This is a genomic window from Solidesulfovibrio magneticus RS-1 (assembly GCF_000010665.1).
GTDB classification, from domain to species: domain Bacteria; phylum Desulfobacterota; class Desulfovibrionia; order Desulfovibrionales; family Desulfovibrionaceae; genus Solidesulfovibrio; species Solidesulfovibrio magneticus.
Map to the genome: position 1 here is coordinate 703,522 of NC_012796.1, position 21,913 is coordinate 725,434.

A 21,913-nucleotide genomic window follows, 5' to 3' on the forward strand; every position below is an offset into this window, starting at 1 on the left:
ATATTGTACGGACGCGACCCTAGGAATCGGGGCGGGTCAGGGCGCGCAGGGCGACGGTGTAGACGGCGTCGCGCCAGGCGGCGGCGGCAGCCGGGTTCAAATGCACGCCGTCCACGGTCTGGGACTGGCCGGAAGTCTTGCGGCGCTCGGCGAGCATGGCGTTGATGTCCGCCAGGGGAACGTCGAGACGGCCGGCCACAGCGGCCACGATGGCGTTGTAGCGGGCGATCTTGGACGCGTCGAAACGCTGGGCTTCGGGCTTGTCCGACTCGATGGGCGGCAGATTGACCAGGACCAGCCGGCGGTTGTCGGCCAGGACGGTCTTGCACAGGGTTTCGTAGCCGGCCTCGAACTGTTCGGGTGTGGTTCCGGCCGTGCCAAAGGCGTCGTTGACGCCCATGGCCACGATGACCAGCGGTCCGGGCGCGGCGGCCAGGACGCTTTCCAGGAAGGGCTGGGATTCGAGCACCCGCGCCCCGGAAATTCCGGCGTTTAAGACGTTGCGGCCGGCCAGGGCCGGGCAGTAGAGTTGTTCCACGATGCTGTCACCGAAGACGACGATGAGCGGCAGGCCCTGGGAGCGCAGTTGGGCCTGGATGATGGCGATGCGGGTGCGGCGGTAGAGGCCGCCAAGGTCCTGCATGGTGGCGTTGACGAGGTCCACGTCCGAGGCGATCTCGCGCATCTGGGCGTCCATGCGGTCCCAGCCCAACTTGTAATAGAAGGCGATGCCGGACATGCTGAGCAGGCAGCCGGCCAACAGCGCAACAAGGAGTTTGTCAGTTTTCAAACCGGTTGATCCTGGCAACGGGTGACGCGGGAAAATCGCGTGAGGCGCACCGTCTAGCAGGTTCCCGGCGGCACGTAAACCCACGTTCACCTCGATCGCGCGAACCTTGTTGACCGGCGTGCCCGGCGCGTCGCATAGAGGAGAACATCCAGGCCGCCGGCAATCCTCGGCCGGCCGATCGCAACAAGGAGCTCGCCATGCGCATTCGCCTCCTGCCCCTGGCCACCGTTTTGGTCGTCGTCCTGCTCGCCGCCGCAGCCGCCCAGGCCCAGGCCGTCCCGGATCTGGTCGGGACCTGGAAAAGCGTGGCCCATGAAGGCATCACCACCGGCAGTCGCCATTTCCCCAAAAACGATTCCGGGCCGCATTTCGTTTCCAGCCAGTTTGTCCTGCACATCGAGCGCCAGGAAGGCCGGCGTTTTGTCGGCGTCAAGTCGAGCCCGCACCACAAGGAAACTGTCATGGGCGTCATCGGCTACGACGGTTCCACCATCCACATTTTGGAGGATGAAGGAAGCTTTACGGGCAAGCTGTTGCCCGACGGCTCCCTGGAGCTTGTCTACAGCCACGACGTCGGGGCTTCCAAGGGCATCGGCATCGCCCGCTACGTCCGGGAGGCCAAGTAATGCGGCGTGGGACAGCGTTGTTTTTGTTGTGCCTGGCGCTGGCCTCCGGTCCGGCCCGGGCCGGGGGCATCGACTGCGCCAAGGCCCAAACGGCCGTGGAAAAAACCATTTGCGCCGATCCCCAGTTGCTGGCGGCCGACGCGGCCGTGGCCGAGGCCTTTGCCGCAGCCGTGGCCGCCAGCCCCGACCCGGCGGCGGTGCGGGCTGGCCAGCGGGCTTGGCTGGCGATCCGAAACGCCTGCCCCGACGCCGCCTGTCTGGGACAGCGGCTGACCGAGCGCCGGGCGGCGCTGACAGCGGCCGCTTCCGGGGCGGCCAAGGCGCTGTGGGACGAGCGGGCGGCCTTGCAGGCACGGCTCCACTGGCCCAAGGACTGCGAGGACTCCTTCCGGGAAACCTTCGCCGCTGCCCAGGGTGGCCCGGGCCTGCCCCTTCGGGATACCGGGGTGGAGCGCCATGCCCTGGGCGACGGCCGGACCCTGTTCCTCGTCCAGTGCGATCAGGCCGCCTACCAGGGCGTCTATGCGGCCATGGAGACCGGCCCGGGCGACGGACCGGCCAGGCTGTTGCGGTTTCCCACGGCCGACGCCGACGGCGGCCGGGTCATCCGGCGCGAAGACGACTCCCTGGTGGGCGATCTGCAGTTCCATGACGCGGACAAGACGCTCACCGTGCTGACCAAGGCCCGGGGGGTCGGCGACTGCGGCAGTTACGCCGTCTACGGGTTCGACGCGGCCGGCAAGCCGGCGGTCCGGGAGCTGCGGGCGCGGGAGTGCCCGAAGAAGGCCGGGCCGTATCTGCCGCCCGAGCGGTGGCCGCTGGTGGGACGCTGACCGGACGTCATTTTCCCACTTCCCGTTCGATGACCTGGGCGAGCTGGCGGCCAAGGGCCGGGTTGCCCAGGCGGTCGGCGGCGTAGCGGGCGAGGCTGTCGGCGAGGTTGTCGGTAACGCTTGGCTGGCCGCCGCGCGGCGCGATGACGGTGCGGCCGTCGTGGTGGAATTCCACCCGGCCGGCGTCGATCCAGCCGAACAGGCCGTGATGGTAGCGCACGGCCACGGATTTGCCCCAGTCGGCGCTGGAGATGGTCACGTCGAAGGGTGTGCCGGCCATGGCCGACAGAGGGACGAACGCCAGGGCGAGGGCGACGACGAGGCTCGCCATGGCGGCGGTGGATGGTTTCATGCCGCCTCCTTGCCGGCGGTGTTTTGCCGCCGGCCTAGGGGACATTGCAATTTTGTTGCCATAGGGCGTGGCGAGCCGGAACCGGTTGCCTGCGGGGCGGGCCGGCGCTAGGGTCCGACAGGGAGAAGGCCATGAAACGATACGCTTTTGTGTTGGCGCTGGTGTTGGTGTCGGGTTGGCTGGCGGCGGCCCACGGCGGGGTGGATGCCGGCTGGCAGCCGCTTATGGACCGTCTGGCCGCTGACGGTCTGGACCGGGCCTGGGTGGAAAAGGTGTTCGCCGGGGCCGGGGTGGACTACGAACCCTCGATCATGGCCCGCAAGGTCGATGCCATGGTGCGCAAGCAGTTCGAGCCGCGTCCCGCGCCCACCAAGAAGACCCTGGAAGCCAGCAATTACCGCCAGTTCCTGACGCCGGCCAGCATCGAGGCCGGGGTGCGCTACATCCGGGAGAACCGGGGGGCCTTTGACCGGGCCCAGCGGGAGTTCGGGCCGCCGCCGGAACTGATCTGCGCCTTTCTCATGGTGGAGACCAAGCTTGGCACGTATCTCGGCGACCAGGACGCGCTGAGCGTCCTGGCCAGTCTGGCCCGGGCTTCGGGGCTGGGGCAGATCGCGCCCTATATGAAAACCCTGCGCGGCGACGCTGAGCGTTCGGCCTATGCCGACTGGGCGGCTAAGGACCGGTCGGAGTGGGGTTTTCGGGAGCTTGCGGCGCTTTTGCGCTACGCCAAGGCCAAGGGGCAGGGGCCGGGAGCCATCCCGGGGTCGATCTACGGGGCCATCGGCATCTGCCAGTTCATGCCTTCCAATGCCTTGCGATTTGGCGTTGACGGCGACAATGATGGGGTGCTGGACCTTTTTACCCCGGCCGACGCCATTGTCAGCGTGGCCAGCTATCTGCGCGGCCACGGCTGGGTCCCGGGCATGACGGGCGAGCAGCGCGACAAGGTGGTCTACGCGTATAATCACAGCGAGTTGTATGTGCTGGCCGTGACCACGGTGGCCGACCGCCTCAAGGCGCGCCTGGGCGGCTAGAGCCGCACCCACGAAAAGCGCCAATCCTCGCCGAAACCCCTGTACACCTTTCCCCATGCGGGGGGGCCGGGGGCCTCAGGCCCCCGGCCGCCGGAGGCATCTTCCCTCTTTTTCCCCTACGGATTCGGCACCTTGAAAAATAGCGGGTCAGGCTTGCGGTTGGCGGAGAGGAAGCTGCCTTCGTAGTAACCTTGGTTGAAGCCGTCGCGGTAGCCGGCGTAGTAGGCCCCGCGCGAGGTCAGGCGGCTGCGGGAGGGGCCGGTGGCCATCTGGTTGGTGCGGGCCTCGGCAAGCATGTCGCGGCGTCGGTGCTCCAGGTAGGCGATGCGTTCCCAGACCTGTTCGCGGCGGTCGGCCACGTGAGCGTCCTCTTCCTTGGGGCTTGGCGCGCCAAGGAAGATGTAGGTCACGATACCGATGATGACGATGAAGATGATGAGATACTTCACGCTGCCCCGCCGCCTGGGGAGGCTCCCGGCCAGCGTCCTTGCCGACTGGGGCTTTTTCCCTTTTACGACTCATCGGAGGCCGGGGGGGCGGTCTTTAGCCTTGGCGAAAAAAGCGGCTCAGGCCCGGGCGGCCGGGATGCCGTACTTTTTGAGCAGGGCGTAGAGGCGTGAGCGCGACAGACCCGAGACGTCGAGCATCCGGCCGATGTCGCCGCCGTGGCGGGCGGCCAGTTCGCGCAGGTAGCGGGCCTCGCGGCCGTCGCGGTAGTCACGGAAGGTGGGCAGGGCCGTGGCGGCGGGCAGATCGGTCAGGGTCGGCTCGGCCGGCGGGGGCGGGGCGTCGGCGGCCCGGCCGATGACCCGGTTGCGGGCGGCCAGGACCCGGATGTGCAGGGGCAGGTGGATGGGGAGCAGGGCGTCGTCGGCCTGGGCCAGGGCCAGGCAACCTTCCAGGGTGTTTTTGAGCTCCCGGATGTTGCCGGGCCAGGGGTAGGCCAGCAGTGCCCGGGAAAAGTCGTCCGACAGCGGTTTGGGCGTCAGCTCCTGGCGCTTGGCGGCTTCGGCGGCGAAGTGGGCGGCCAGCTCCAGGATGTCGTCCGGGTGTCCGGCCAGGGGCGGCAGCTCGATGCCCACGCCCTGGAGGCGAAAGAGCAAATCTTCGCGGAAAAGCCCCTGCCTGGCCAGGGATTCCAGATCCTGGTTGGTGGCGGCCACCAATCGGAAGCGGCAGGGGACCTCTTCCAGCGCACCGACCGGTCGTACCCGGCGTTCCTGGAGCACGCGCAAAAAGGCCTTTTGCACCGACAGCGGCATCTCCCCCACCTCGTCGAGAAACAGCGTCCCGCCGTGGGCGCGCAGCAGTACGCCCTCGCGGCGGCGGTCCGCGCCGGTGTAGACGCCTTTTTCCGATCCAAAAAGCACGCTTTCGACGATGGTGGCCGGCAGGGCGGCGCAGTCCACCACCACGAAGGGGGCGGCGTGGCGCGGGCTGTTGTCGTGGATGGCCCGGGCGAAGAGCTCCTTGCCGGAACCGGTGGCCCCGGTCAAAAGCACGTTGACGTCGCTGCCGGCGGCCCGGGCGGCTTGTTCCAGACAGGCGGTGCGGGCGGGGTTGCCGCCGAGGATGCCGGGAAAGCGGAAGACGGTGGTGGAGCTGGCCCGGCCGCGCCGGTGTTCCATGGCGCTGACCAGGGGCGCGGTCATGGTTTTTACGGTGGGGGGCTTTTCGATGTACTCCCAGGCCCCTTGGCGCATGGCGCGCTCGGCCCCGTCGGGGTCGCCCCAGCCGGTGATGACGATGACTTCGGGGTGGGAGGGCGAGCGGCGGATGTCGGCGATGGCGTCGAGGCCGTTGCCGTCGGGCATGCGCACGTCGAGAAAGACCACATCCACGTCGTCCTTGCCGGCCCGCAGCAGGCCTTCGGCCAGGGTGGAAGCCAGGGTGGGGGTATGGCCCAGGCGGTCCACGACCCGGGCCAGGGCGTCGCGGATGGTCTGATCGTCGTCGATGATGAGCACGTTGCCCAAGGAGTCCTCCGGAGCGCGCGGCGCTGGCGCCGCTCGCTCTTTTGGATGACCACGCGGCCAGGAACTGTCAAGAGGCGACGCGGGCGGCGTGACGAGTCGCCCGGCTGCGGGGGGAAACGGGGCGGGGGAGTTCGTGGCGGCGGGTCGCCTCCATCGCGGCCCGGCGCTGGCCTTGTCGCGGCGGTCCGGGGAGCGAGCCCCGGGCCGCCGCGAGGGGCACAGGGATTACTTGCCGACCACGCCGGGCTTGCGGGGCCAGCCGTCCAGGCCGAAGTTGTTCTCGGGCACGGTGTTGTTGACGTTGAGCGCTCGGGCCTTTTCCAGATTGGCCTTGGCGCAGGGGGCGTCGCCAAGGCGCATGCAGGCGACGCCGAGGTTGTAGTAGGCGTAGCTCAAATAATCCACGCAAAGGGGCGTGGTCAGGGCCTGGCGCAGGACCGTGGCGGCCTCGGCGTTCTTGCCGGCCAGGAGCAGGTCCGTGCCCTGCTTGTAGAGCAGGGAGCCTTCCTTGGACGAGCAGCGCCACCAGGGCTTGGCCGCCTTGCCCTTGGCCGTCTTGCCGCCCATGGCGGCGTATTCGGCCGGATCGATCTTGCCGTCCTTGTTGAGGTCGATGACGGCGAAGACTTCCATGGTCAGGCCGGAGTTGAAGACCACGATCTCCTCGAAGATGATGACGCCGTCGCCGTTTTTATCGACGTTTTTAAACGGCGGTTTTTTCCAGGCATGGGCCGTCCCGGCCAGGGCCAGCATGGTCAAGAGCACAGCGAGCTTGAGCAAGGCGCGTTTCATGGGGTCCCTCCTTGGCAGTGGTTGGCGGTTAGGGCCAGCCATAGCACAGGGCCGGACGTTTGGGCAGGGGGCGCGGGCTTTTCCGGCGAAAAAAAACATGACGGCCGAGGCGAAGGCGACGGCACCGTTCAGTCGGCCGGTTCCCAGCGGGCGCCGTCGGCGCTGAGGCGCGTGGCCATGGTTTTTCGGGAGCCGCAGTGGCGGCAAAAGACCTCCACGATGCGGGCCTGGTCGGCCCGTCCGGCCTCGGAGGAGACCAGGGCCGGGCGGTTGCAGAAGATGCAGTCGAAGCGGGGTTGTTCGGCGGCCGGGGACGGCTTTTGCAGCACAAAGCTCATGGCGTTCCTCCTGGCTGACGTCCTGGCCGGGGCCGGCCCGTTCGGGGCGGGCGGCGACAGCGCGGACGGTATGGCGCGGCCTCAGCGGTCAAGGACGTGCTTTTCCGGCACGAAGCAGGTGAAGGTTCCGGTGAAGACGGCGTCTTCGCCCCGGCGCACGGTGACGGTGACGAGGCGTTTTTTGCCGGCGGTATCGGTGAGCCGGGCTTCGGCCATAAGCGTTTCGCCGACCACCACCGGGGCGGTGAAGCGGACCTCGGCCGCGCCAAGGACCACGTTGGGGTCGTTTACGGCCAGCATGGCGGCGTAGTCGGCCAGGCCGAAGACGAAGCCGCCGTGGACCAGCCCCCGGTCGTCGGCGGCCATGGCCGGCAGGGCGGTGAAGGCCACCCGGGCCAGGCCCTCGCCCAGGGTTTCGGGCTGGCCGCACAGGCCGGGGTCGACGCTTTTGTGGGTGTTGACGTCCATGGGGCGGTCTCCTGTCCTTTCGGGATGCCAAAATGTGGCGCGGGGGGCAAACGAAAAGGGGCGCCCTCGTGGCGAGGACGCCCCTTTGGCTTCGCGAAGCGGGTGAAATTTAGCTGCCCAGCGAGGTGGCGACGGTGTTGAAGGTGGTGGTGAGGTTGGTGCCGATGGAGGTGACGGCGGTGATGATGACGGCGGCGATCAGGGCGGCCATGAGGCCGTATTCCACCGCGGTGGCGCCTTCTTCGTCACGGATGAACTGGGTGATGGCGGTCAGCATGGCGTGTCTCCTTGGTATGTAAAGTTGCTTTGGGTTCGTGTGCGTCTCGTGCCTTTCCTAAAGCAGGGGGCGTGCCAAACTTCATCGAGAACTTAACATACTGGATTTATGGATTTAATATTCTTGAGGCGATGGCTTGGGCCAGGGCTCGTGGATTTCTGGCGCGCCGTTCCAGCAGAAATGGAGTCGCGGGCGCAGGGGCGCAGCGGCGGGCGAGGCCGGCAAACGCAAAGGGCCGTCCTCCTGGCGAGGACGGCCCTTTGGCTTCGCAAAGCGGGCGAAATTTAGCTGCCCAGCGAGGTGGCGACGGTGTTGAAGGTGGTGGTGAGGTTGGTGCCGATGGAGGTGACGGCGGTGATGATGACGGCGGCGATCAGGGCGGCCATGAGGCCGTATTCCACCGCGGTGGCGCCTTCTTCGTCACGGATGAACTGGGTGATGGCGGTCAGCATGGCGTGTCTCCTGGTATGTAAAGTTGCTTTGGGTTCGTGTGCGTCTCGTGCCTTTCCTAAAGCAGGGGGCATGCCAAACTTCATCGAGAACTTAACATACTGGATTTATGGATTTAATATTCTTGAGGCGATGGCTTGGGCCAGGGCTCGTGGATTTCTGGCGCGCCGTTCCAGCAGAAATGGAGTCGCGGGCGCAGGGGCGTAGCAGCCGGCGAGGCCGGCAAACGCAAAGGGCCGTCCTCCTGGCGAGGACGGCCCTTTGGCTTCGCAAAGCGGGCGAAATTTAGCTGCCCAGCGAGGTGGCGACGGTGTTGAAGGTGGTGGTGAGGTTGGTGCCGATGGAGGTGACGGCGGTGATGATGACGGCGGCGATCAGGGCGGCCATGAGGCCGTATTCCACCGCGGTGGCGCCTTCTTCGTCACGGATGAACTGGGTGATGGCGGTCAACATGGCGTGTCTCCTGGTATGTAAAGTTGTTTTGGGTTCGTGTGCGTCTCGTGCCTTTCCTAAAGCAGGGGGCGTGCCAAACTTCATCGAGAACTTAACATGCTGGATTTATGGACTTAATATTCTTGAGGCGATGGCTTGGGCCAGGGCTCGTGGATTTCTGGCGCGCCGTTCCAGCAGAAATGGAGTCGCGGGCGCAGGGGCGCAGCGGCCGGCGAGGCCGCCAAACGCAAAGGGCCGTCCTCCTGGCGAGGACGGCCCTTTGGCTTCGCGAAGCGGGTGAAATTTAGCTGCCCAGCGAGGTGGCGACGGTGTTGAAGGTGGTGGTGAGGTTGGTGCCGATGGAGGTGACGGCGGTGATGATGACGGCGGCGATCAGGGCGGCCATGAGGCCGTATTCCACCGCGGTGGCACCTTCTTCGTCACGGATGAACTGGGTGATGGCGGTCAGCATGGCGTGTCTCCTTGGTATGTAAAGTTGCTTTGGGTTCGTGTGCGTCTCGTGCCTTTCCTAAAGCAGGGGGCGTGCCAAACTTCATCGAGAACTTAACATACTGGATTTATGAATTTAATATTCTTGATGCGATGGTTTGGGCCAGGGCTCGTGGATTTCTGGCGCGCCGTTCCAGCAGAAATGGAGTCGCGGGCGCAGGGGCGCAGCGGCCGGCGAGGCCGGCAAACGCAAAGGGCCGTCCTCCTGGCGAGGACGGCCCTTTGGCTTCGCGAAGCGGGTGAAATTTAGCTGCCCAGCGAGGTGGCGACGGTGTTGAAGGTGGTGGTGAGGTTGGTGCCGATGGAGGTGACGGCGGTGATGATGACGGCGGCGATCAGGGCGGCCATGAGGCCGTATTCCACCGCGGTGGCGCCTTCTTCGTCACGGATGAACTGGGTGATGGCGGTCAACATGGCGTGTCTCCTGGTATGTAAAGTTGTTTTGGGTTCCTGTGCATCTCTTGCCCCAAAACAAAGCATAGGCCGTGCCAAGGCGAATGCTAAAATTAACATGCTGTTTTGGATGAGGTATTTTCTTTCTCTGGTGGCGGCCGATCACGCTTTGGTGGAACGGCAGGAAACTGATCCAGCAATAATGGAGTCAGGGCGCGGGAGCTTGCGGGACGCATCGGGCGTCGATGAGGCCCAAACGTTTTTTAGCTCCGGTCGGCGGCAGGGCGCGAAGGATCAGCACGTGGCGGCCCGGCGGCAAGGTAAGGGACAAAGACAGGGGCGTGACCAGGGCGGAGCACTCAATGGTCGCGCCGTCTGGCATAAGCGCGCCGCCCAAGGCCACCGTGACCGGCGCGGGGGCCGCCGCTGTGGCGGCGAGCGTCACACGGAACACGGCCGACGTGTTGTTGACCAGGGCCAGTTCGGCCGTGTCGCCGGCCCAGACCACGTCGCCGGTGACGGACCGCTCGGGCGCGGAAAATCCCGGGCCAAACCGCAGGACCACCGGCGCGGCCTCGCCCGTGGCGAGGCTATGGGCCGCAAGTCTGGCCATGGAGGCCGGCAAAAGGCCGTCGCCTTTGATGTCGGTGCGTGAGAACGGGCCGCCGCCGACCGTAAGCGGCGCGATCCGCCAGCCCGAGGCGTCGCGGAAGACGAGGTCATAAAAGCGGTTGGCCGCGTCCATAGCCACCACGGCCTGGCCGGCCAGGAGGGCGGGCGCGTCCGGGGCGGCGGCGTACGGATCGGCCGGGGCTGGACCCAGGCCGGTCACCCGGGCCAGAACCAGGGCCGTATCCCGGTCCAGCAGGCCGGACAGGCGGCGCAGCACATAGACGGGCGTTTGTTCCGGGTCGGCCCCGCCCAGCCCCGATGCCACGGTCAGCCCCCGGCCGGCGTGGGCGCGGAAATAGGCCGGCCAGTAGTCCGGGCCGACCAGTTCGGTGTTGACGGCGGTAAACAGGTCCGGGGCGACAAGGCGCGCGCCCTCGGGCAGGCCGGCGATGAGCCGGCTTTGGCAGGCCAGGGCGGCCACCCGCCAGCGCGCGCCGGCCGCGATCTTGGAGTCGCGCACTGAGGCGTTGACCGAGGCGTTAACCAGGGCGGCAAGCCCGACGACCAGCCCTAGCCCGGCGGCCAGAACGCGCCTTGGCCCGGCTGGCAAACGCCCGGCCAGGGCCAAGCCGCCAAGGGCCAGGAGCACGGCCACGGCGTAAAAGGAAAAGGTGGTGGTGACGTACCAGGCCAGACCCGAGGCGGCCGGTTCCTGATATTTGGGCGACAGGGCAATGAGCGCATTGGGGCAGACCACGGCAAAGGCGCACAGAAGCCAGGTGAGCCAGGGCACGCGCGCCCGGACGGCCCGGTCCAGGCAATGATAGGTCAGCCCGCCGGCCAAAAGGCCCAGGGCCACCCAGGCCGGGGCGAGCAGGGACAGGTTGGCGGCCAGCTCCGACAGGTACTGGCCAAAGGACAGGACATAGGCCTTGGCAAACTGCGGGAAGCGGTTGACGTATTCGAGGTTGAAGGCAAATCCGCCCAGGGGCAGGGCCGGGCGGCTGTAGGCCCAGGCCGTCTTGAGGATGGCCGCCGGGCTGGTGAGGTCCAGGGCGTTGCCGGCGTACTGACTGGGGTGGGCCAGGCGGTAGCCGAGGTAGACGGCGGCGTAGGCCGGCAGCACGGCAAAGGCCGGGAGCATGGCGCGCAAGCGCTCCCGCGCGCCGCCCCGGGCGGTCAGCCAGACCAGGCCGGCCAGGATCGGGACGTAGGCGACAAAGGCCTCGAAATGGCAAAAAGCCAGAAAAAGAGCGAGGTTGGCCACCACGAGCCAGCCCGTCCGGCCGGTCTCGGCCCGGCGGGCCAGGGCGTAGCCGGCCAAAAGCAGGCAGAGCATCCCGGAATCAAAGACCAAGGGATAGGCCGTCAGGATGTTGTGGTGCCAGTTGTCCTGATACAGGCCAAGGGCCAAAGTCGCGACGAGAAGGCCCAGCTCCGGGCGGCGCGACAGCCGGGCGGCCAGGGCGGCCAGGGCAATGATGACGCCCAGGAACCCGGCCAGGGCCACGGACCGGCGCAGGGCCGGGCTGTCCATGCGGTAGGCAAGGCTCGTCAGGCCCACGTGGAGATAGTGGTGGAATCGGCCCGAGCCGGCGGCTAGTTCGGCGCTGAATACCCCGATGCGGCCGTCGAGCACGGCACGCTCGTAGGTCAGGTCGTCGCTGGCCGTGGGGCCGCTTCGCGGCACGTCCCAGAAGGCCAGGACGGCCAGGGCGCACAGGGCCAGCCCGGCCAAAAAACGGCCGGGGGGCCGCATGGCGTTGTTCATGGCCTGCCGGCTACCAGCCAAGGACGTAGTAGCGCAAGTAGATGTAGCCCATGGAGATGGCGATGGTCCCCAGCGTCACCGGCGCGCCGTACTTGAGGAAGCGGGCGAAGGTGATCTTGTGGCCGGCCTTTTCCGACAGCCCGACCACGATGACGTTGGCCGAGGCCCCGATGGCCGTGCCGTTGCCGCCAAGGCAAGCTCCCAGGGCCAGGGCCCACCAGACCGGCAGCATGGTGGGGTGGGTGTAAAGCGCCGGACCGGTGAGGCCTGTTTCCGGGCCGAGGACCTTCTCGGCCAGCTCGGCCAGAAGCGGATTCATGGTGGCCACAAACGGGATATTGTCCACGATGGCCGAGGCGATGCCGGAAAACCAGACCATGACCATGGACAGCACAAACATGGAGTCCTTGGTGGGGTGGGTGAGCGCAATGACCTTCTGGGAAAACACCTCGATGAGCCCGGCTTTCACCGTGCCGCCGATGATGATGAAAAGGCCAATGAAGAAGAAAATGGTGGGCCACTCCACGTCCTCGAAGACCTTTTGCGGGTCCTCGCCGGAAATGAGCAGCAACGTCGAGGCCCCGAGCAGGGCGATGGTGGCCGGCTCGAAGCCGAGAAAGCCGTGGAGGGTGAAGCCCAAGATGGTCAGCCCAAGGATCAGGCCGGATTTCTTGAGAAGGGCCGGGTCACGAATGAGCGCGCCCTCGTCCATGGCCAGGATGCGGGCTTTCTGGGCCGCGCCCACATGCAGGCGTTGGCCGAAGACAAGTTTCCAGACGAACATCCAGGCGGCCATGACGATGATGATGGCCGGGGTGAGGTGGACGATGAAGTCCATGAAGTCCAGGCCGGCCTTGGAGGCGATCATGATGTTGGGCGGGTCGCCAATGAGCGTGGCCGTGCCGCCGATGTTGGAGGCCAGGGCCTCGGTGATGAGAAAGGGCACGGGGTCGATTTCCAATTCCTTGGCCACCAGCAGCGTCACCGGGGCCAGGAGCAGCACGGTGGTGACGTTGTCGAGGAAAGCCGAGGCCAGGGCCGTGACCACGGCCAGGATGGCCATGATGGCAAAGGGCTCGCCCCGGGCGATTTTGGCGGCGCGCACGGCCACATACTGGAACACGCCCGTCTTGGTCATGATGTTGACCATGATCATCATGGAGATGAGCAGGAAAATGACGTTCCAGTCGACGCCGAGGTCGGCGTCGTGGAGGGCGTCGTGCTGGGTGAGCACCTTGGTCGCCAGGGTGAGCGCCGCGCCGAAAAGCGCCACCTTGGTCTTGTTGATCTTTTCCGAGACGATGACGGCATACGCGCCGACGAAGATGGCGGTGGCGATCCAGAACATGGGCGGGCCTCCGGGATGCTACAGGCCGCAGGAACCGGCCAGGACCACGAGAATGGTGCGCCGGGTGACTTCGCCCACCACCCGGCCCATCGCGTCGACCACGGGCAGGACGTTGTGGCGGCCTTCGGCGAAATAGGCCTCGGCAGCGAACACCGTGTCGTCCGGGGACACGGTGACGACCTCGGCGGTCATGACGTCGCCGGCGGTCTTGTCGCGGCAGGCGGCGGCAAAGCCGTCGCGCAGCACGGCGGCGTCCTCGGGCAGGGCCCGGGCCAACCCCGAATCCACGTAAAAGGGCAGAGCGGCCCGCAGCAGGTCGTAGCAGCTGACCACGCCAAGCAGCCGGTCGGCTTCGTCCACAACATACACGAGCCGGGAATCGCGACGGCGATGGGCGGCGACCAGGTCGCCAAAGGGGGTGTCGCGGCGTGCCCGGGAGAGGTTGGTTCGCATCAGTTCGCGCAGACGCATGGCGGCTCCTTGGTGTCCGGCCGAAACGGCCCGGACAGCCTTGGGGGATGCTCCCGATTAGCGAAAATTGTCAAGGCCGGGCCAGAACTTCGGGGTTGAGGCAGGTGGGCGGCGTGGTTCCTTCCAGCATGGCGATGAGATTTTGGGCGGCCAGCACGGCCATGCCCTCGCGGGCTTCCGTGGTTGCCGAGCCGATATGCGGCGTGATGACGACGTTTGGCAGCGCGGCCAGCCCTTCGGCCAGGCGCGGTTCGAATTCGTAGACGTCCAGGCCCGCCCCGGCGATGCGGCCTTCCCGCAGGGCCACGACCAGGGCGGCCTCGTCGATGATGGGGCCGCGTCCGGTGTTGACCAGGAGGGCGGTGGGCTTCATGCGGGCAAAAGCGGCGGCATTGAAGGCGTGGCGGGTGGTGTCGGTCAGGGGCGCGGTGATGCTCACGACGTCGGCGGCAGCCAGAAACGCCTCGAAGGGCAGGGAGGCGGCCCCGAATTCGGCCACCAGCGCCGGGTTGGGTTTGCGCCCGCCGCAGGTGATGATCTTCATGTCAAACCCGCGCGACAACCGGGCCACGGCCAGACCGATGCGCCCCGGGCCGTAAATGCCAAGGGTCTTGCCGGCCAGCTGCGTGCCGATGAATTGCAGCGGCCCCCAGCCCGACCACTGGCCCGAACGCAGCACCGCGTCCGAGGCCACGATGTGGCGGGCCGTGGCCAGGATCAGGGCAAAGGCCAGCTCGGCCGTGGCCTGGGTCAGCACGTCCGGGGTGTTGGACACGGGCAGGCCCCGGCGGGTGGCCTCGGGCACGTCGATGTTGTCGTAGCCCACGGCGTAGTTGGCGTAGCCCCGAAGCTTGGGGCAGGCGTCGAAAAAGCCGGCGTCGATGCGGTCGGTCAAAAGCCCGATGACGCCGTCGGCGTCCTTGGCCTGGGCCAGCAGTTCGTCGCGGGTCAAGGGCCGGTCCTCGGGGTTGACCCAGACGGTGGCGCGCTCGCGCAAAAGGGCCAGCCCGGCCTCGGGAATGGCCCGGGTGACGACGACATGGGGCAGGGGCTTGGTCATGGCGAACTCCTTGGGCGCGGCCGGGCGCGGGATGTTCGGGGAAAGTTTGCTGATGCTTCCGGCCTTGTCAACGCGGGGCTTGTCGTAACGTGTCGCGGTCGGGCAAGGGGCTTGTCGGTTGGGCGGGAACGTGTCATTTGTTTGCCTATATGGACAATCCAAGGAGTGCCCCATGACCACCATCTACGCCACCTGCCGGGGCGACCGGCGTTTCTACGACGGTGAGCTGCGCGACACCCTGACCCTGGCTGACGCCGTGGCCGCGGCCCGGCCCGGGGATGTGGTGCAGCTGTTGCCCGGAGCTTTTTTTCCGCCCACCCGGATCGACCCGGGCAATCGGGCCCTGGGCGAGGCCTTCCCGGTGGAAATACGGGGCTTTGCCGGCAGCGAGGATGCGCCGCTGACCATCCGGGGCTTTGGACCGACCACGGCTTTTTACGGCGAGGGCAAGGCCGAAATCGCCGACGCCCGGTTGCCCACGGCCGACCAGTTCGCCTTTTTCAAGCTCTTTGACAGCCAGTGGGTGGTGTTCGAGAACTTCGACGTGGCCGGCTGCTGGCCGTGTTTTCTGTTCATGGAACACAGCCGCTACGTTACCGTGCGCAACGTCCGGGTTTTCGACGGCCGCTACGTGGTCTTTGCCCGGGGCGAGCGCAGCCACCACATCCTTATCGAAGGCTGCCGCTGGCGGCAGGACCCCACCGGGGCGCTGTGGCGCGACATCACCTGGGAAGCGGTCAAACGCGAGGACGAGACCGGCTATTACTACTACAACGGCGGCTTTTTCGGCTCGGTGGACATCTCCGGGAGCCTGGTTTTTCGCGAGAACACCCTGTGCACAGCCTTCAACGGCCTGCGTCTCAAGGCCAGCGCCAGCAAGGGCAACCGGCTCAACCACAATGTGGAGATCACCGGCAACCGCTTCCATCGGCTGCGCGACAATCCGGTGGAACCCGAACGCACGGCCGTCAACTGGTATGTCCGGGGAAACCGCATCGTCAATGCCCACGCCTGGTTTTCCATGGACAACGTGGCCGGCGGCTTCTGGTACTACTGCGGCAACACCGGCTATTTCAACGACAAGCCGGGCCTGCCCGAGGGCGACAACACCGGCGGCGCGGTCTACAAGTACGACGTCGAGGGCGGGATGCCGGACCGGCCGGTGCTGGCCGCGTTTAACACCTATTTCCTGCGGGCCAACCTCATCAAGGAAGGCCGCACCAGGAACCTGCGCCATGTCGACAACGTGGTGCTCTTTTGCACCCCGGCCGATCTTCGCGGTTACGATCCCGACCCGCCGTGCCCGTTTCCGGCCTCGTGCCCCGACCCGTGCGCCCCGTCGCCCCTGACCGCCGATCCCGAAAGTTTCGGCTGCGTGCCGCCGCTGGCCGAACCCGGGCCGTCGTTCGTGGCTTCGTCCGAGTTTCTGGACGATCCGGCCGGCGACCGTATCGTCTTTGACGGCGACCTGACCAACCGTCCCTGGCCGGCGGGGTTCGCTCCGGCCGGGTTCGAGGCGGACGGCCGCGTGGAGCCTGCGCTGCATTTTCGCGCCCCCTTTGCCGGCGATCTGCGGCTTTCCGGGCCGTCCCTGCCGGCCGTGCCCGTGCGCCTTGCCGCCGGGACCGACTGGGCCGGGGACTACGACTGGCAAAGCCCGGCCCTGGCCGTGGCCGGCGCGGCCCAGCCGGCCGGCGCGCCGGCCCCGTGTCCGCCTTTTGTCTTCTGTATGCCGGCCAACCCGGCCCCGGGCTATGACGAGGCCCCCCGGCCCGTGGATCTGTCTTTCGAGGCCGGCCGGCTGGTGGTCCACTGTTCCCGGCCCCTGGCCGCCGGGACCTGTCAGGCGCTGGTGCGCGACCGCCGGGGGGAGGTCGTGGAGGTCGCCGGCCGGACCGAGGGCACGCGGCTTTTTCTCACCATCCCGGGACCTTGGCGGCGCAAGGCGGCCCAGGTGGTCCTGCCGGCCGATCTGACGGGCGCGGACGGGCAACGGGTCAGTTTGTGGGGAAATGATCCCCGGGTGACGATTTCATCAAAAATTCACTTTACAACGGCGACGGAAGGCTTAACTGTATGATCAACGGCAACCTCGAAAGAGGTCAATCCCTAGCAGGAGGAAGCCCCGTCACGAATGCCGTATCCCATACCCGGCGAGTCGAGTCGCCCCAGTAGGAAGGCGGGAACGGGCAGCAAACCGGACCGCCAGAATGCAAAGGACAGCTCCGATTGCGTTGATGGATAGTCGGCGTCGCGGCGGACGAGAATGGCCGCACAGACCCCGCTGGCTTCCCGGGAATGACAAGAACGTGACAACGCGCGAAAGCGCAAGATGGAGGTTGACTCCGATGGGCCAGAAGTGAACATATCCGGCGAATGGAGTCGCCCTGTCGGCCCGGCTGCCTGAGGGCCGGAAAGCGAAAGGATTTGCCCGATCGCTACGTGACCCCGCCAGCGGCAGGTAGCCCCCTCGGGGGAGGAGGCCGCCGCATTGGGGAAAAGGTCCTGGAATTTCGGAAACACGCAAAGAAGATTTGCGCGAGCGTCGCGCCAAACCATCATGAACCCACTCCCGGCGAGATGACTCGCCGCGAAGTCGGGGACCGGAGGTTCTCTCCGGATCCCGCCGGGCGGGGGGAACCGCCTTCCCGCCGGGTGCTTCGGGCACGGATCGGCCGCAATAGCCGAAAAAATCCGATGCCGCGACGATTGGGAAACTGGTTTCGGCAATATACGAACAAGACCACTAGCGACCTCGCCTGGCCCCGACGGACCGGGCGAGGTCTTATTTTTATCCTTGGAGGATCGCCGCATCATGACGAGCCAGATCAAGACCGCCTTGCTGCTTGGACTGCTTACCGCGCTCATTCTCATCGTCGGCCAGGCCATGGGAGGCCGCACCGGCCTGGTCATCGCCTTTGGCATGGCCCTGGTCATGAACGTCGGCAGCTACTGGTTTTCCGACAAGATCGTGCTGGCCATGTACGGCGCGCGCGAACTGTCCCCGGCCGACGCCCCGGGTCTGCACGCCATGGTCGAGGAGCTGGCCCGAAACGGCGGCATCCCCAAGCCCCGGGTGATGATCATCGCCCAGGAGGCCCCCAACGCCTTTGCCACGGGCCGCGATCCCGCCCACGGCGTGGTGGCCGTCACCGAAGGCATCCTGCGCCTGCTCTCGCCCGAGGAGCTGCGCGGCGTCATCGCCCATGAGCTGGGCCACATCAAAAACCGCGACATCCTCGTGCAGTCCATCGCCGCCGTGCTCGGTGGGGCCATCGTCATGATGGCCAACATGCTGCAATGGGGCGCTATTTTTGGCCTTGGCCGCAGCAGTGATGATGAAGAAGGCGGCGGCTCCGGGGTGGTCGGCAGCCTGCTCATGGCGATCTTGGCCCCCATCGCGGCCTCGCTTATTCAGATGGCCATTTCCCGCTCCCGGGAATACCTGGCCGACGCCACCGGCGCGCAGCTCTCCGGCACGCCCCTGGCCCTGGCCGGGGCCCTGGGCAAGCTCGACGCCTATTCCCGCCAGATTCCCATGAACGCCAATCCGGCCACGGAAAACATGTTCATCGTCAATCCCTTTGCCGGCATGTCCATGGCTTCGCTTTTTTCCACCCACCCGCCCACCGAGGACCGCATTCGCCGGCTGCGCGACATGGCCGGGCGCTAGGTTTTTTCTTCGACCCAACGGCAAACGAACGGGGCGCGGCGACGCGCCCCGTTTGCAATTGCACCGCCGCAACGGCCTGGGCGTTTTTCAACGTTTGGGGCGGCCGAGCATTCTTGAGACGCGAGAGGAAGATGTCCAGAAAGCCTTGTTTTCGCGCAGCTGATAGCCGTGATGCGGCGCGCTGCCACGAGATAGAGCAATCCGCTTACGAAGGGGCGGAAGCCGCCACCCTGGAAAAGATCGCCCTGCGCATCGACCTCTACCCTGAGGGCTTTGTCGTCATGGAGATCGACGGACAGGTCGCCGGCTTCATCAACAGCGGCTGCGCCCGGAAAGTGGTCATGTCCGACGAGGCGTTCAAGGAACTCGTCGGCCACGATCCGGACGCGCCTAACGTGGTGATCCTGTCGGTGGTGATCGATCCCGCCATGCAGGGCAGGGGATACGCGAGGCTGATGATGGAGGAATTTGTGGAGCGCATGGCGCGGATGGGCAAGGCGACCATTCATCTCATGTGCAAGGAACGCCACGTGGGTCTCTACGCGAAATTCGGATTCCAATACGACAAACCATCGGCCTCGGATCACGGCGGTATGTCCTGGCATGAAATGGTCAGGCGGTTGGATGCGCCAGCTTTGTCGGCCACGCCCCATGGGGACGGGGCATGACGGGCCTTGCTATTGGGCTGGCTATTTCCCCGCCCCCGCAGTAATTTCCCCCCGTCGCCGGACCGGCTCGCCTCCATTTACCGCCGCCGGCAAGGGGTCTCCATGCTCGAATCCAAGGCTTTTCAGCGCACCGCCATGGCCGTGTGGCTTTTTTCCGTGGCCTCGGTGTGCTACCTCTCCCTGCTGCCGGCCATCGAACTGCCGGTCAAATTCTGGAACGCCGACAAGGTCTACCACCTCATCGGCTACGGCTGGCTCGGCTTCTTGCCCCTTTTCGCCTTCGCCCGGGGCGGGACGGCCCGAAACGCCGCCTACCTGATGATTCCCCTGGGCGCTCTCCTCGAATGGGGCCAGTCCTTCGTGCCCGGCCGGGCCTCCAGCATGATGGACGCCGTGGCCAACGCCGTGGGCGTCTTTATCGGCATCTGGCTGGCCGAAACCCTCATGGCCCGCTGCCGTGGCTGCAAAGGCCTTGGCGGGGATGTTGAGCGGATGTAAGAAGGGAAGATGCCTCCGGCGGCCAGGAGAGGCTCTGCCTCTCCTGGACCTCTCCGCTGGGGGCCTGAGGCCCCCAGCCCCCCCCAACGAGGTAACGGGGCGCACGTCCCTGTTGTATTTCCCAGGCTCCTGCCGCCTGATGGCCGGCCCCAGTCCCGTCATTGGCGTCGTCTTCCCCGCTATTTGCCGTTTTTCGTGAGTCCGTCTCCTGCCCCGCACACTTGCTCGCCCGCAATCCCTCGCCTTCCCGCGCCGCTCGCCCGGCCCGACGTTTTTGCCGCCATGCCGGCTTCCTGATGGCTTCGATTAGTTTTATGAATGTTCCATGTTTTTGCACCCTTCGCATTGTCATAATCCCCTGGTCGCGGTAGGGTATCCCAAACCTTTTATCAGGAGAGGGGACCATGGGACATGCCGGCAAAGGGGGCGTGCGGCTCCTTGTCGTGGCGGGGCTTGTGGTCGTTGGCGTGGGACTGTTCCTGGCCCTTGGCCCGCCGGGGCTCTTGGCCAAGTCCGAAACGCCCGACTTTTGCGCTTCCTGCCACGTCATGGAGTCGCAGTACGAGGCCTGGTTCCACCACGGAGCGCACAAACGCATCCGTTGCGTGGACTGCCATCTGCCCAACGACAACACGGCCAGCCACTATCTGTGGAAAAGCATCGACGGAATGAAGGACGTGGTCGTCTTCCATTCCGGCCGGGTGCCCGACGACATCCGGATCTCGGCCCACGGCAAGGAAGTGGTGCAGGCCAACTGCATCCGCTGCCACGAAACGGCCGTGGAAATGATCGACCAGAAGCGCTGGTGCTGGGACTGCCACCGCCGGACCATGCACCGGCATGTGGGCGTGCCGTTTACGCGCTAAGCGCGCGTTCAAACGGCGCAGGCGAATACGGCATGACGGCGGACCGTCGCGGCAAGACGCCTATCCCTTGCCGGGACAATGCCAACAACAACCGAGTCCACCAAAAAGAGGGAAGCGCATATGCGGGGCAAACTGTTGTACAAATTGGCCATGGGCGCGGCGCTGGCCGCCTTTCTCTTCGTCCCCTACGCCTGCTCGCCGCCCAAGCCCGAGCCGGTCAAGACCGTGGTCATCCCCGACGGCGAGATCGATCCGGCCGTATGGGGCAAAGCCTATCCGGAAGAGTACGAAACTTGGAAGATGACCGAGCAGCCCACCCCTGCCGGCAAGAGCAAATACAAACGCGGTTTTGACGCCGATCGCATCACCTACGACAAACTGGCCGAGTTTCCCTACATGGCCTTGCTCTTTAACGGCTGGGGTTTCGGCGTGGAATACAACGAGCCGCGCGGCCATGCCTACATGGTGCGCGACCAGCTGGAAATCGACTCGACCCGGCTCAAGGCCGGCGGCGTCTGCCTGACCTGCAAAAGCCCCTATGCGCCGCTTCTGGTCAAGGAAATGGGCGTCGATTACTACAAGCTGCCCTTCAAGGACGTGCTCAACAAGATTCCCGAGCAGTTCCGCACCCTGGGCGTGGCTTGTATCGACTGCCACAATAACAAGGACATGTCGCTCACCGTCTCGCGCGGCTTCAGCCTGACGCCGGCCTTGGAAGGCATGGGCGTGGACTGGAAAAAGCTCACCCGCCAGGAAATGCGCTCCGTGGTTTGCGCTCAGTGCCACGTGACGTACAACATCCCCAAGGACAAGGAAATGCAGTCCGTGGGCGTGTTCTTCCCCTGGCAGTACGGCAAGTGGGGCGCCATCACCGTCGAGGACGTCATCAAGAAGATCAAGAGCGACGACTCGGTCAAGGAATGGAAGCAGACCGTCACCGGCTTCAAGATGGCCTTCATGCGCCATCCCGAGTTTGAATTCTATTCCAACAACAGCGTGCACTGGAAGGCCGGCGCGGCCTGTGCCGACTGCCACATGCCCTACACCAAGGTGGGCGTGCGCAAGGTGTCCGACCACCGGGTGACCAGCCCGCTCAAAAACGACATGAAGGCCTGCATCCAGTGCCACACCGAAAGCCCGGACTGGCTCAAGCAGCAGGTCATCACCATCCAGGACCGCACCGCCTCGCTGCAGATCCGGGCCGGCAACGCCACGGCCACCACGGCCAAGCTCTTCGAGGCCGTGCACAAGGCCAAGGAGCAGGGCAAGGCCATCGATCAGGCCCTTTACGACCAGGCCAAGGACTTCTACGAGGAAGCCTTCTACCGGTCGCTGTACATCGGCGCGGAAAACTCCATGGGCTTCCACAACCCCACCGAAGCCCTGCGCGTGCTTGGCGACTCCGTGGCCTTTGCCGTCAAGGCCGAGGCCTACCTGCGCCAGGTGCTGACCAAGGCCGGCGTGGACGTGCCCATCAAGGTCGATCTTGAACTGGCCAAGTACCTGGAAGGCCGCGGCGCCAAGAAGCTCGGCGCGCCCGCCGACCAGGAGTTCAAGGACCCCATGGGCGTCCAGGATCGCTTCTAATTCGTCAGGTCCCGACAAGCCAGACGCCCGCTCCGGAGCTTCCGGGGCGGGCGTTTTCGCGTCGGACGGGACAGCGGCACGGCCG

At 66.1% G+C, this 21,913-nt stretch carries 25 protein-coding genes; 9 read left to right on the top strand and 16 right to left on the bottom strand.

Translation table 11 applies throughout. The features are described from left to right. Nucleotides 1-19 precede the first annotated feature (19 nt). Entirely contained in the window at nt 20-790 is a 771-nt protein-coding gene (locus tag DMR_RS02965) for an SGNH/GDSL hydrolase family protein (RefSeq protein WP_043599937.1), read from the bottom strand. Nucleotides 791-987: 197 nt separating this feature from the next. On the opposite strand from DMR_RS02965, the gene DMR_RS02970 reads away from it, so the two are divergent. Together DMR_RS02970 and DMR_RS02975 are read left to right on the top strand one after the other, a co-directional pair. Continuing rightward, nucleotides 988-1,416, top strand: a complete 429-nt coding sequence (locus tag DMR_RS02970) for a hypothetical protein (protein WP_012750201.1) — start codon at nt 988-990, stop codon at nt 1,414-1,416. Beyond that, complete coding sequence (locus tag DMR_RS02975; protein ID WP_012750202.1) at nt 1,416-2,249, top strand: DUF1176 domain-containing protein; 834 nt, start codon at nt 1,416-1,418, stop codon at nt 2,247-2,249. The genes DMR_RS02970 and DMR_RS02975 overlap by 1 nt, the downstream gene beginning before the upstream one ends. 7 nt (nt 2,250-2,256) lie before the next feature. On the opposite strand, the gene DMR_RS24865 is transcribed toward DMR_RS02975, so the two are convergent. After that, on the bottom strand, nt 2,257-2,601 hold the full coding sequence (locus DMR_RS24865) for a hypothetical protein (RefSeq protein ID WP_043599939.1): 345 nt from the start codon (nt 2,599-2,601) through the stop codon (nt 2,257-2,259). 131 nt (nt 2,602-2,732) lie between these two features. On the opposite strand from DMR_RS24865, the gene DMR_RS02985 reads away from it, so the two are divergent. Then, the gene (locus DMR_RS02985; RefSeq protein ID WP_148208344.1) at nt 2,733-3,638 is read left to right on the top strand and encodes a lytic murein transglycosylase; all 906 of its coding nucleotides are present in this window, start codon (nt 2,733-2,735) and stop codon (nt 3,636-3,638) included. Nucleotides 3,639-3,754: 116 nt separating this feature from the next. On the opposite strand, the gene DMR_RS02990 is transcribed toward DMR_RS02985, so the two are convergent. From DMR_RS02990 to DMR_RS03055, 14 genes are all read right to left on the bottom strand, one after another. Next, nucleotides 3,755-4,087, bottom strand: a complete 333-nt coding sequence (locus DMR_RS02990) for a hypothetical protein (RefSeq protein ID WP_012750205.1) — start codon at nt 4,085-4,087, stop codon at nt 3,755-3,757. Between the two features lie 117 nt (nt 4,088-4,204). Then, nucleotides 4,205-5,614, bottom strand: coding sequence for a sigma-54-dependent transcriptional regulator (locus tag DMR_RS02995; RefSeq protein WP_012750206.1), 1,410 nt, complete (start codon nt 5,612-5,614; stop codon nt 4,205-4,207). A gap of 225 nt (nt 5,615-5,839) precedes the next feature. Beyond that, nucleotides 5,840-6,406, bottom strand: coding sequence for a hypothetical protein (locus tag DMR_RS03000; RefSeq protein ID WP_043599942.1), 567 nt, complete (start codon nt 6,404-6,406; stop codon nt 5,840-5,842). A gap of 128 nt (nt 6,407-6,534) precedes the next feature. Further along, nucleotides 6,535-6,744, bottom strand: a complete 210-nt coding sequence (locus tag DMR_RS03005) for a hypothetical protein (RefSeq protein WP_012750208.1) — start codon at nt 6,742-6,744, stop codon at nt 6,535-6,537. 81 nt (nt 6,745-6,825) lie between these two features. Beyond that, nucleotides 6,826-7,212 (bottom strand): hotdog domain-containing protein, encoded by a 387-nt coding sequence (locus DMR_RS03010; protein ID WP_012750209.1) that lies wholly within the window; start codon nt 7,210-7,212, stop codon nt 6,826-6,828. 109 nt (nt 7,213-7,321) lie between these two features. Next, complete coding sequence (locus DMR_RS03015; RefSeq protein ID WP_012750210.1) at nt 7,322-7,489, bottom strand: Flp family type IVb pilin; 168 nt, start codon at nt 7,487-7,489, stop codon at nt 7,322-7,324. A 284-nt stretch (nt 7,490-7,773) separates the two neighbouring features. Next, nucleotides 7,774-7,941 (bottom strand): Flp family type IVb pilin, encoded by a 168-nt coding sequence (locus tag DMR_RS03020; RefSeq protein WP_012750210.1) that lies wholly within the window; start codon nt 7,939-7,941, stop codon nt 7,774-7,776. Nucleotides 7,942-8,224: 283 nt separating this feature from the next. Next, complete coding sequence (locus DMR_RS03025) at nt 8,225-8,392, bottom strand: Flp family type IVb pilin (RefSeq protein WP_012750210.1); 168 nt, start codon at nt 8,390-8,392, stop codon at nt 8,225-8,227. A gap of 283 nt (nt 8,393-8,675) precedes the next feature. Further along, nucleotides 8,676-8,843: a Flp family type IVb pilin gene (locus tag DMR_RS03030; RefSeq protein ID WP_012750210.1), complete on the bottom strand. Its 168-nt coding sequence runs from the start codon at nt 8,841-8,843 to the stop codon at nt 8,676-8,678. A gap of 284 nt (nt 8,844-9,127) precedes the next feature. Further along, a complete protein-coding gene (locus DMR_RS03035; protein ID WP_012750210.1) occupies nt 9,128-9,295 on the bottom strand; it encodes a Flp family type IVb pilin in 168 nt (55 codons plus the stop codon). Nucleotides 9,296-9,482: 187 nt separating this feature from the next. Beyond that, complete coding sequence (locus tag DMR_RS03040; protein ID WP_043599945.1) at nt 9,483-11,657, bottom strand: hypothetical protein; 2,175 nt, start codon at nt 11,655-11,657, stop codon at nt 9,483-9,485. 10 nt (nt 11,658-11,667) lie between these two features. After that, the gene (locus DMR_RS03045) at nt 11,668-13,005 is read right to left on the bottom strand and encodes an SLC13 family permease (RefSeq protein WP_012750212.1); all 1,338 of its coding nucleotides are present in this window, start codon (nt 13,003-13,005) and stop codon (nt 11,668-11,670) included. A gap of 18 nt (nt 13,006-13,023) precedes the next feature. Next, entirely contained in the window at nt 13,024-13,476 is a 453-nt protein-coding gene (locus DMR_RS03050) for a CBS domain-containing protein (protein WP_012750213.1), read from the bottom strand. A 70-nt stretch (nt 13,477-13,546) separates the two neighbouring features. Beyond that, nucleotides 13,547-14,536, bottom strand: coding sequence for a 2-hydroxyacid dehydrogenase (locus DMR_RS03055; protein ID WP_012750214.1), 990 nt, complete (start codon nt 14,534-14,536; stop codon nt 13,547-13,549). A gap of 172 nt (nt 14,537-14,708) precedes the next feature. On the opposite strand from DMR_RS03055, the gene DMR_RS03060 reads away from it, so the two are divergent. The 6 genes from DMR_RS03060 (at nt 14,709) to DMR_RS03085 (ending at nt 21,828) form a co-directional block, all read left to right on the top strand. Next, nucleotides 14,709-16,616 carry a right-handed parallel beta-helix repeat-containing protein gene (locus DMR_RS03060; RefSeq protein WP_052278943.1) on the top strand — a complete coding sequence of 636 codons (1,908 nt, stop codon included), beginning with the start codon at nt 14,709-14,711 and terminating at the stop codon, nt 16,614-16,616. Nucleotides 16,617-17,351: 735 nt separating this feature from the next. After that, nucleotides 17,352-18,209, top strand: coding sequence for a zinc metalloprotease HtpX (locus tag DMR_RS03065; protein ID WP_012750216.1), 858 nt, complete (start codon nt 17,352-17,354; stop codon nt 18,207-18,209). A gap of 131 nt (nt 18,210-18,340) precedes the next feature. Beyond that, nucleotides 18,341-18,877: a GNAT family N-acetyltransferase gene (locus DMR_RS03070; protein ID WP_012750217.1), complete on the top strand. Its 537-nt coding sequence runs from the start codon at nt 18,341-18,343 to the stop codon at nt 18,875-18,877. Nucleotides 18,878-18,979: 102 nt separating this feature from the next. Further along, complete coding sequence (locus tag DMR_RS03075) at nt 18,980-19,375, top strand: VanZ family protein (protein ID WP_043599948.1); 396 nt, start codon at nt 18,980-18,982, stop codon at nt 19,373-19,375. A 404-nt stretch (nt 19,376-19,779) separates the two neighbouring features. Then, on the top strand, nt 19,780-20,241 hold the full coding sequence (gene nrfH / locus DMR_RS03080) for a cytochrome c nitrite reductase small subunit (protein ID WP_012750219.1): 462 nt from the start codon (nt 19,780-19,782) through the stop codon (nt 20,239-20,241). 120 nt (nt 20,242-20,361) lie between these two features. Then, complete coding sequence (locus DMR_RS03085; protein WP_012750220.1) at nt 20,362-21,828, top strand: ammonia-forming cytochrome c nitrite reductase subunit c552; 1,467 nt, start codon at nt 20,362-20,364, stop codon at nt 21,826-21,828. The last annotated feature ends 85 nt before the right edge of the window (nt 21,829-21,913 follow it).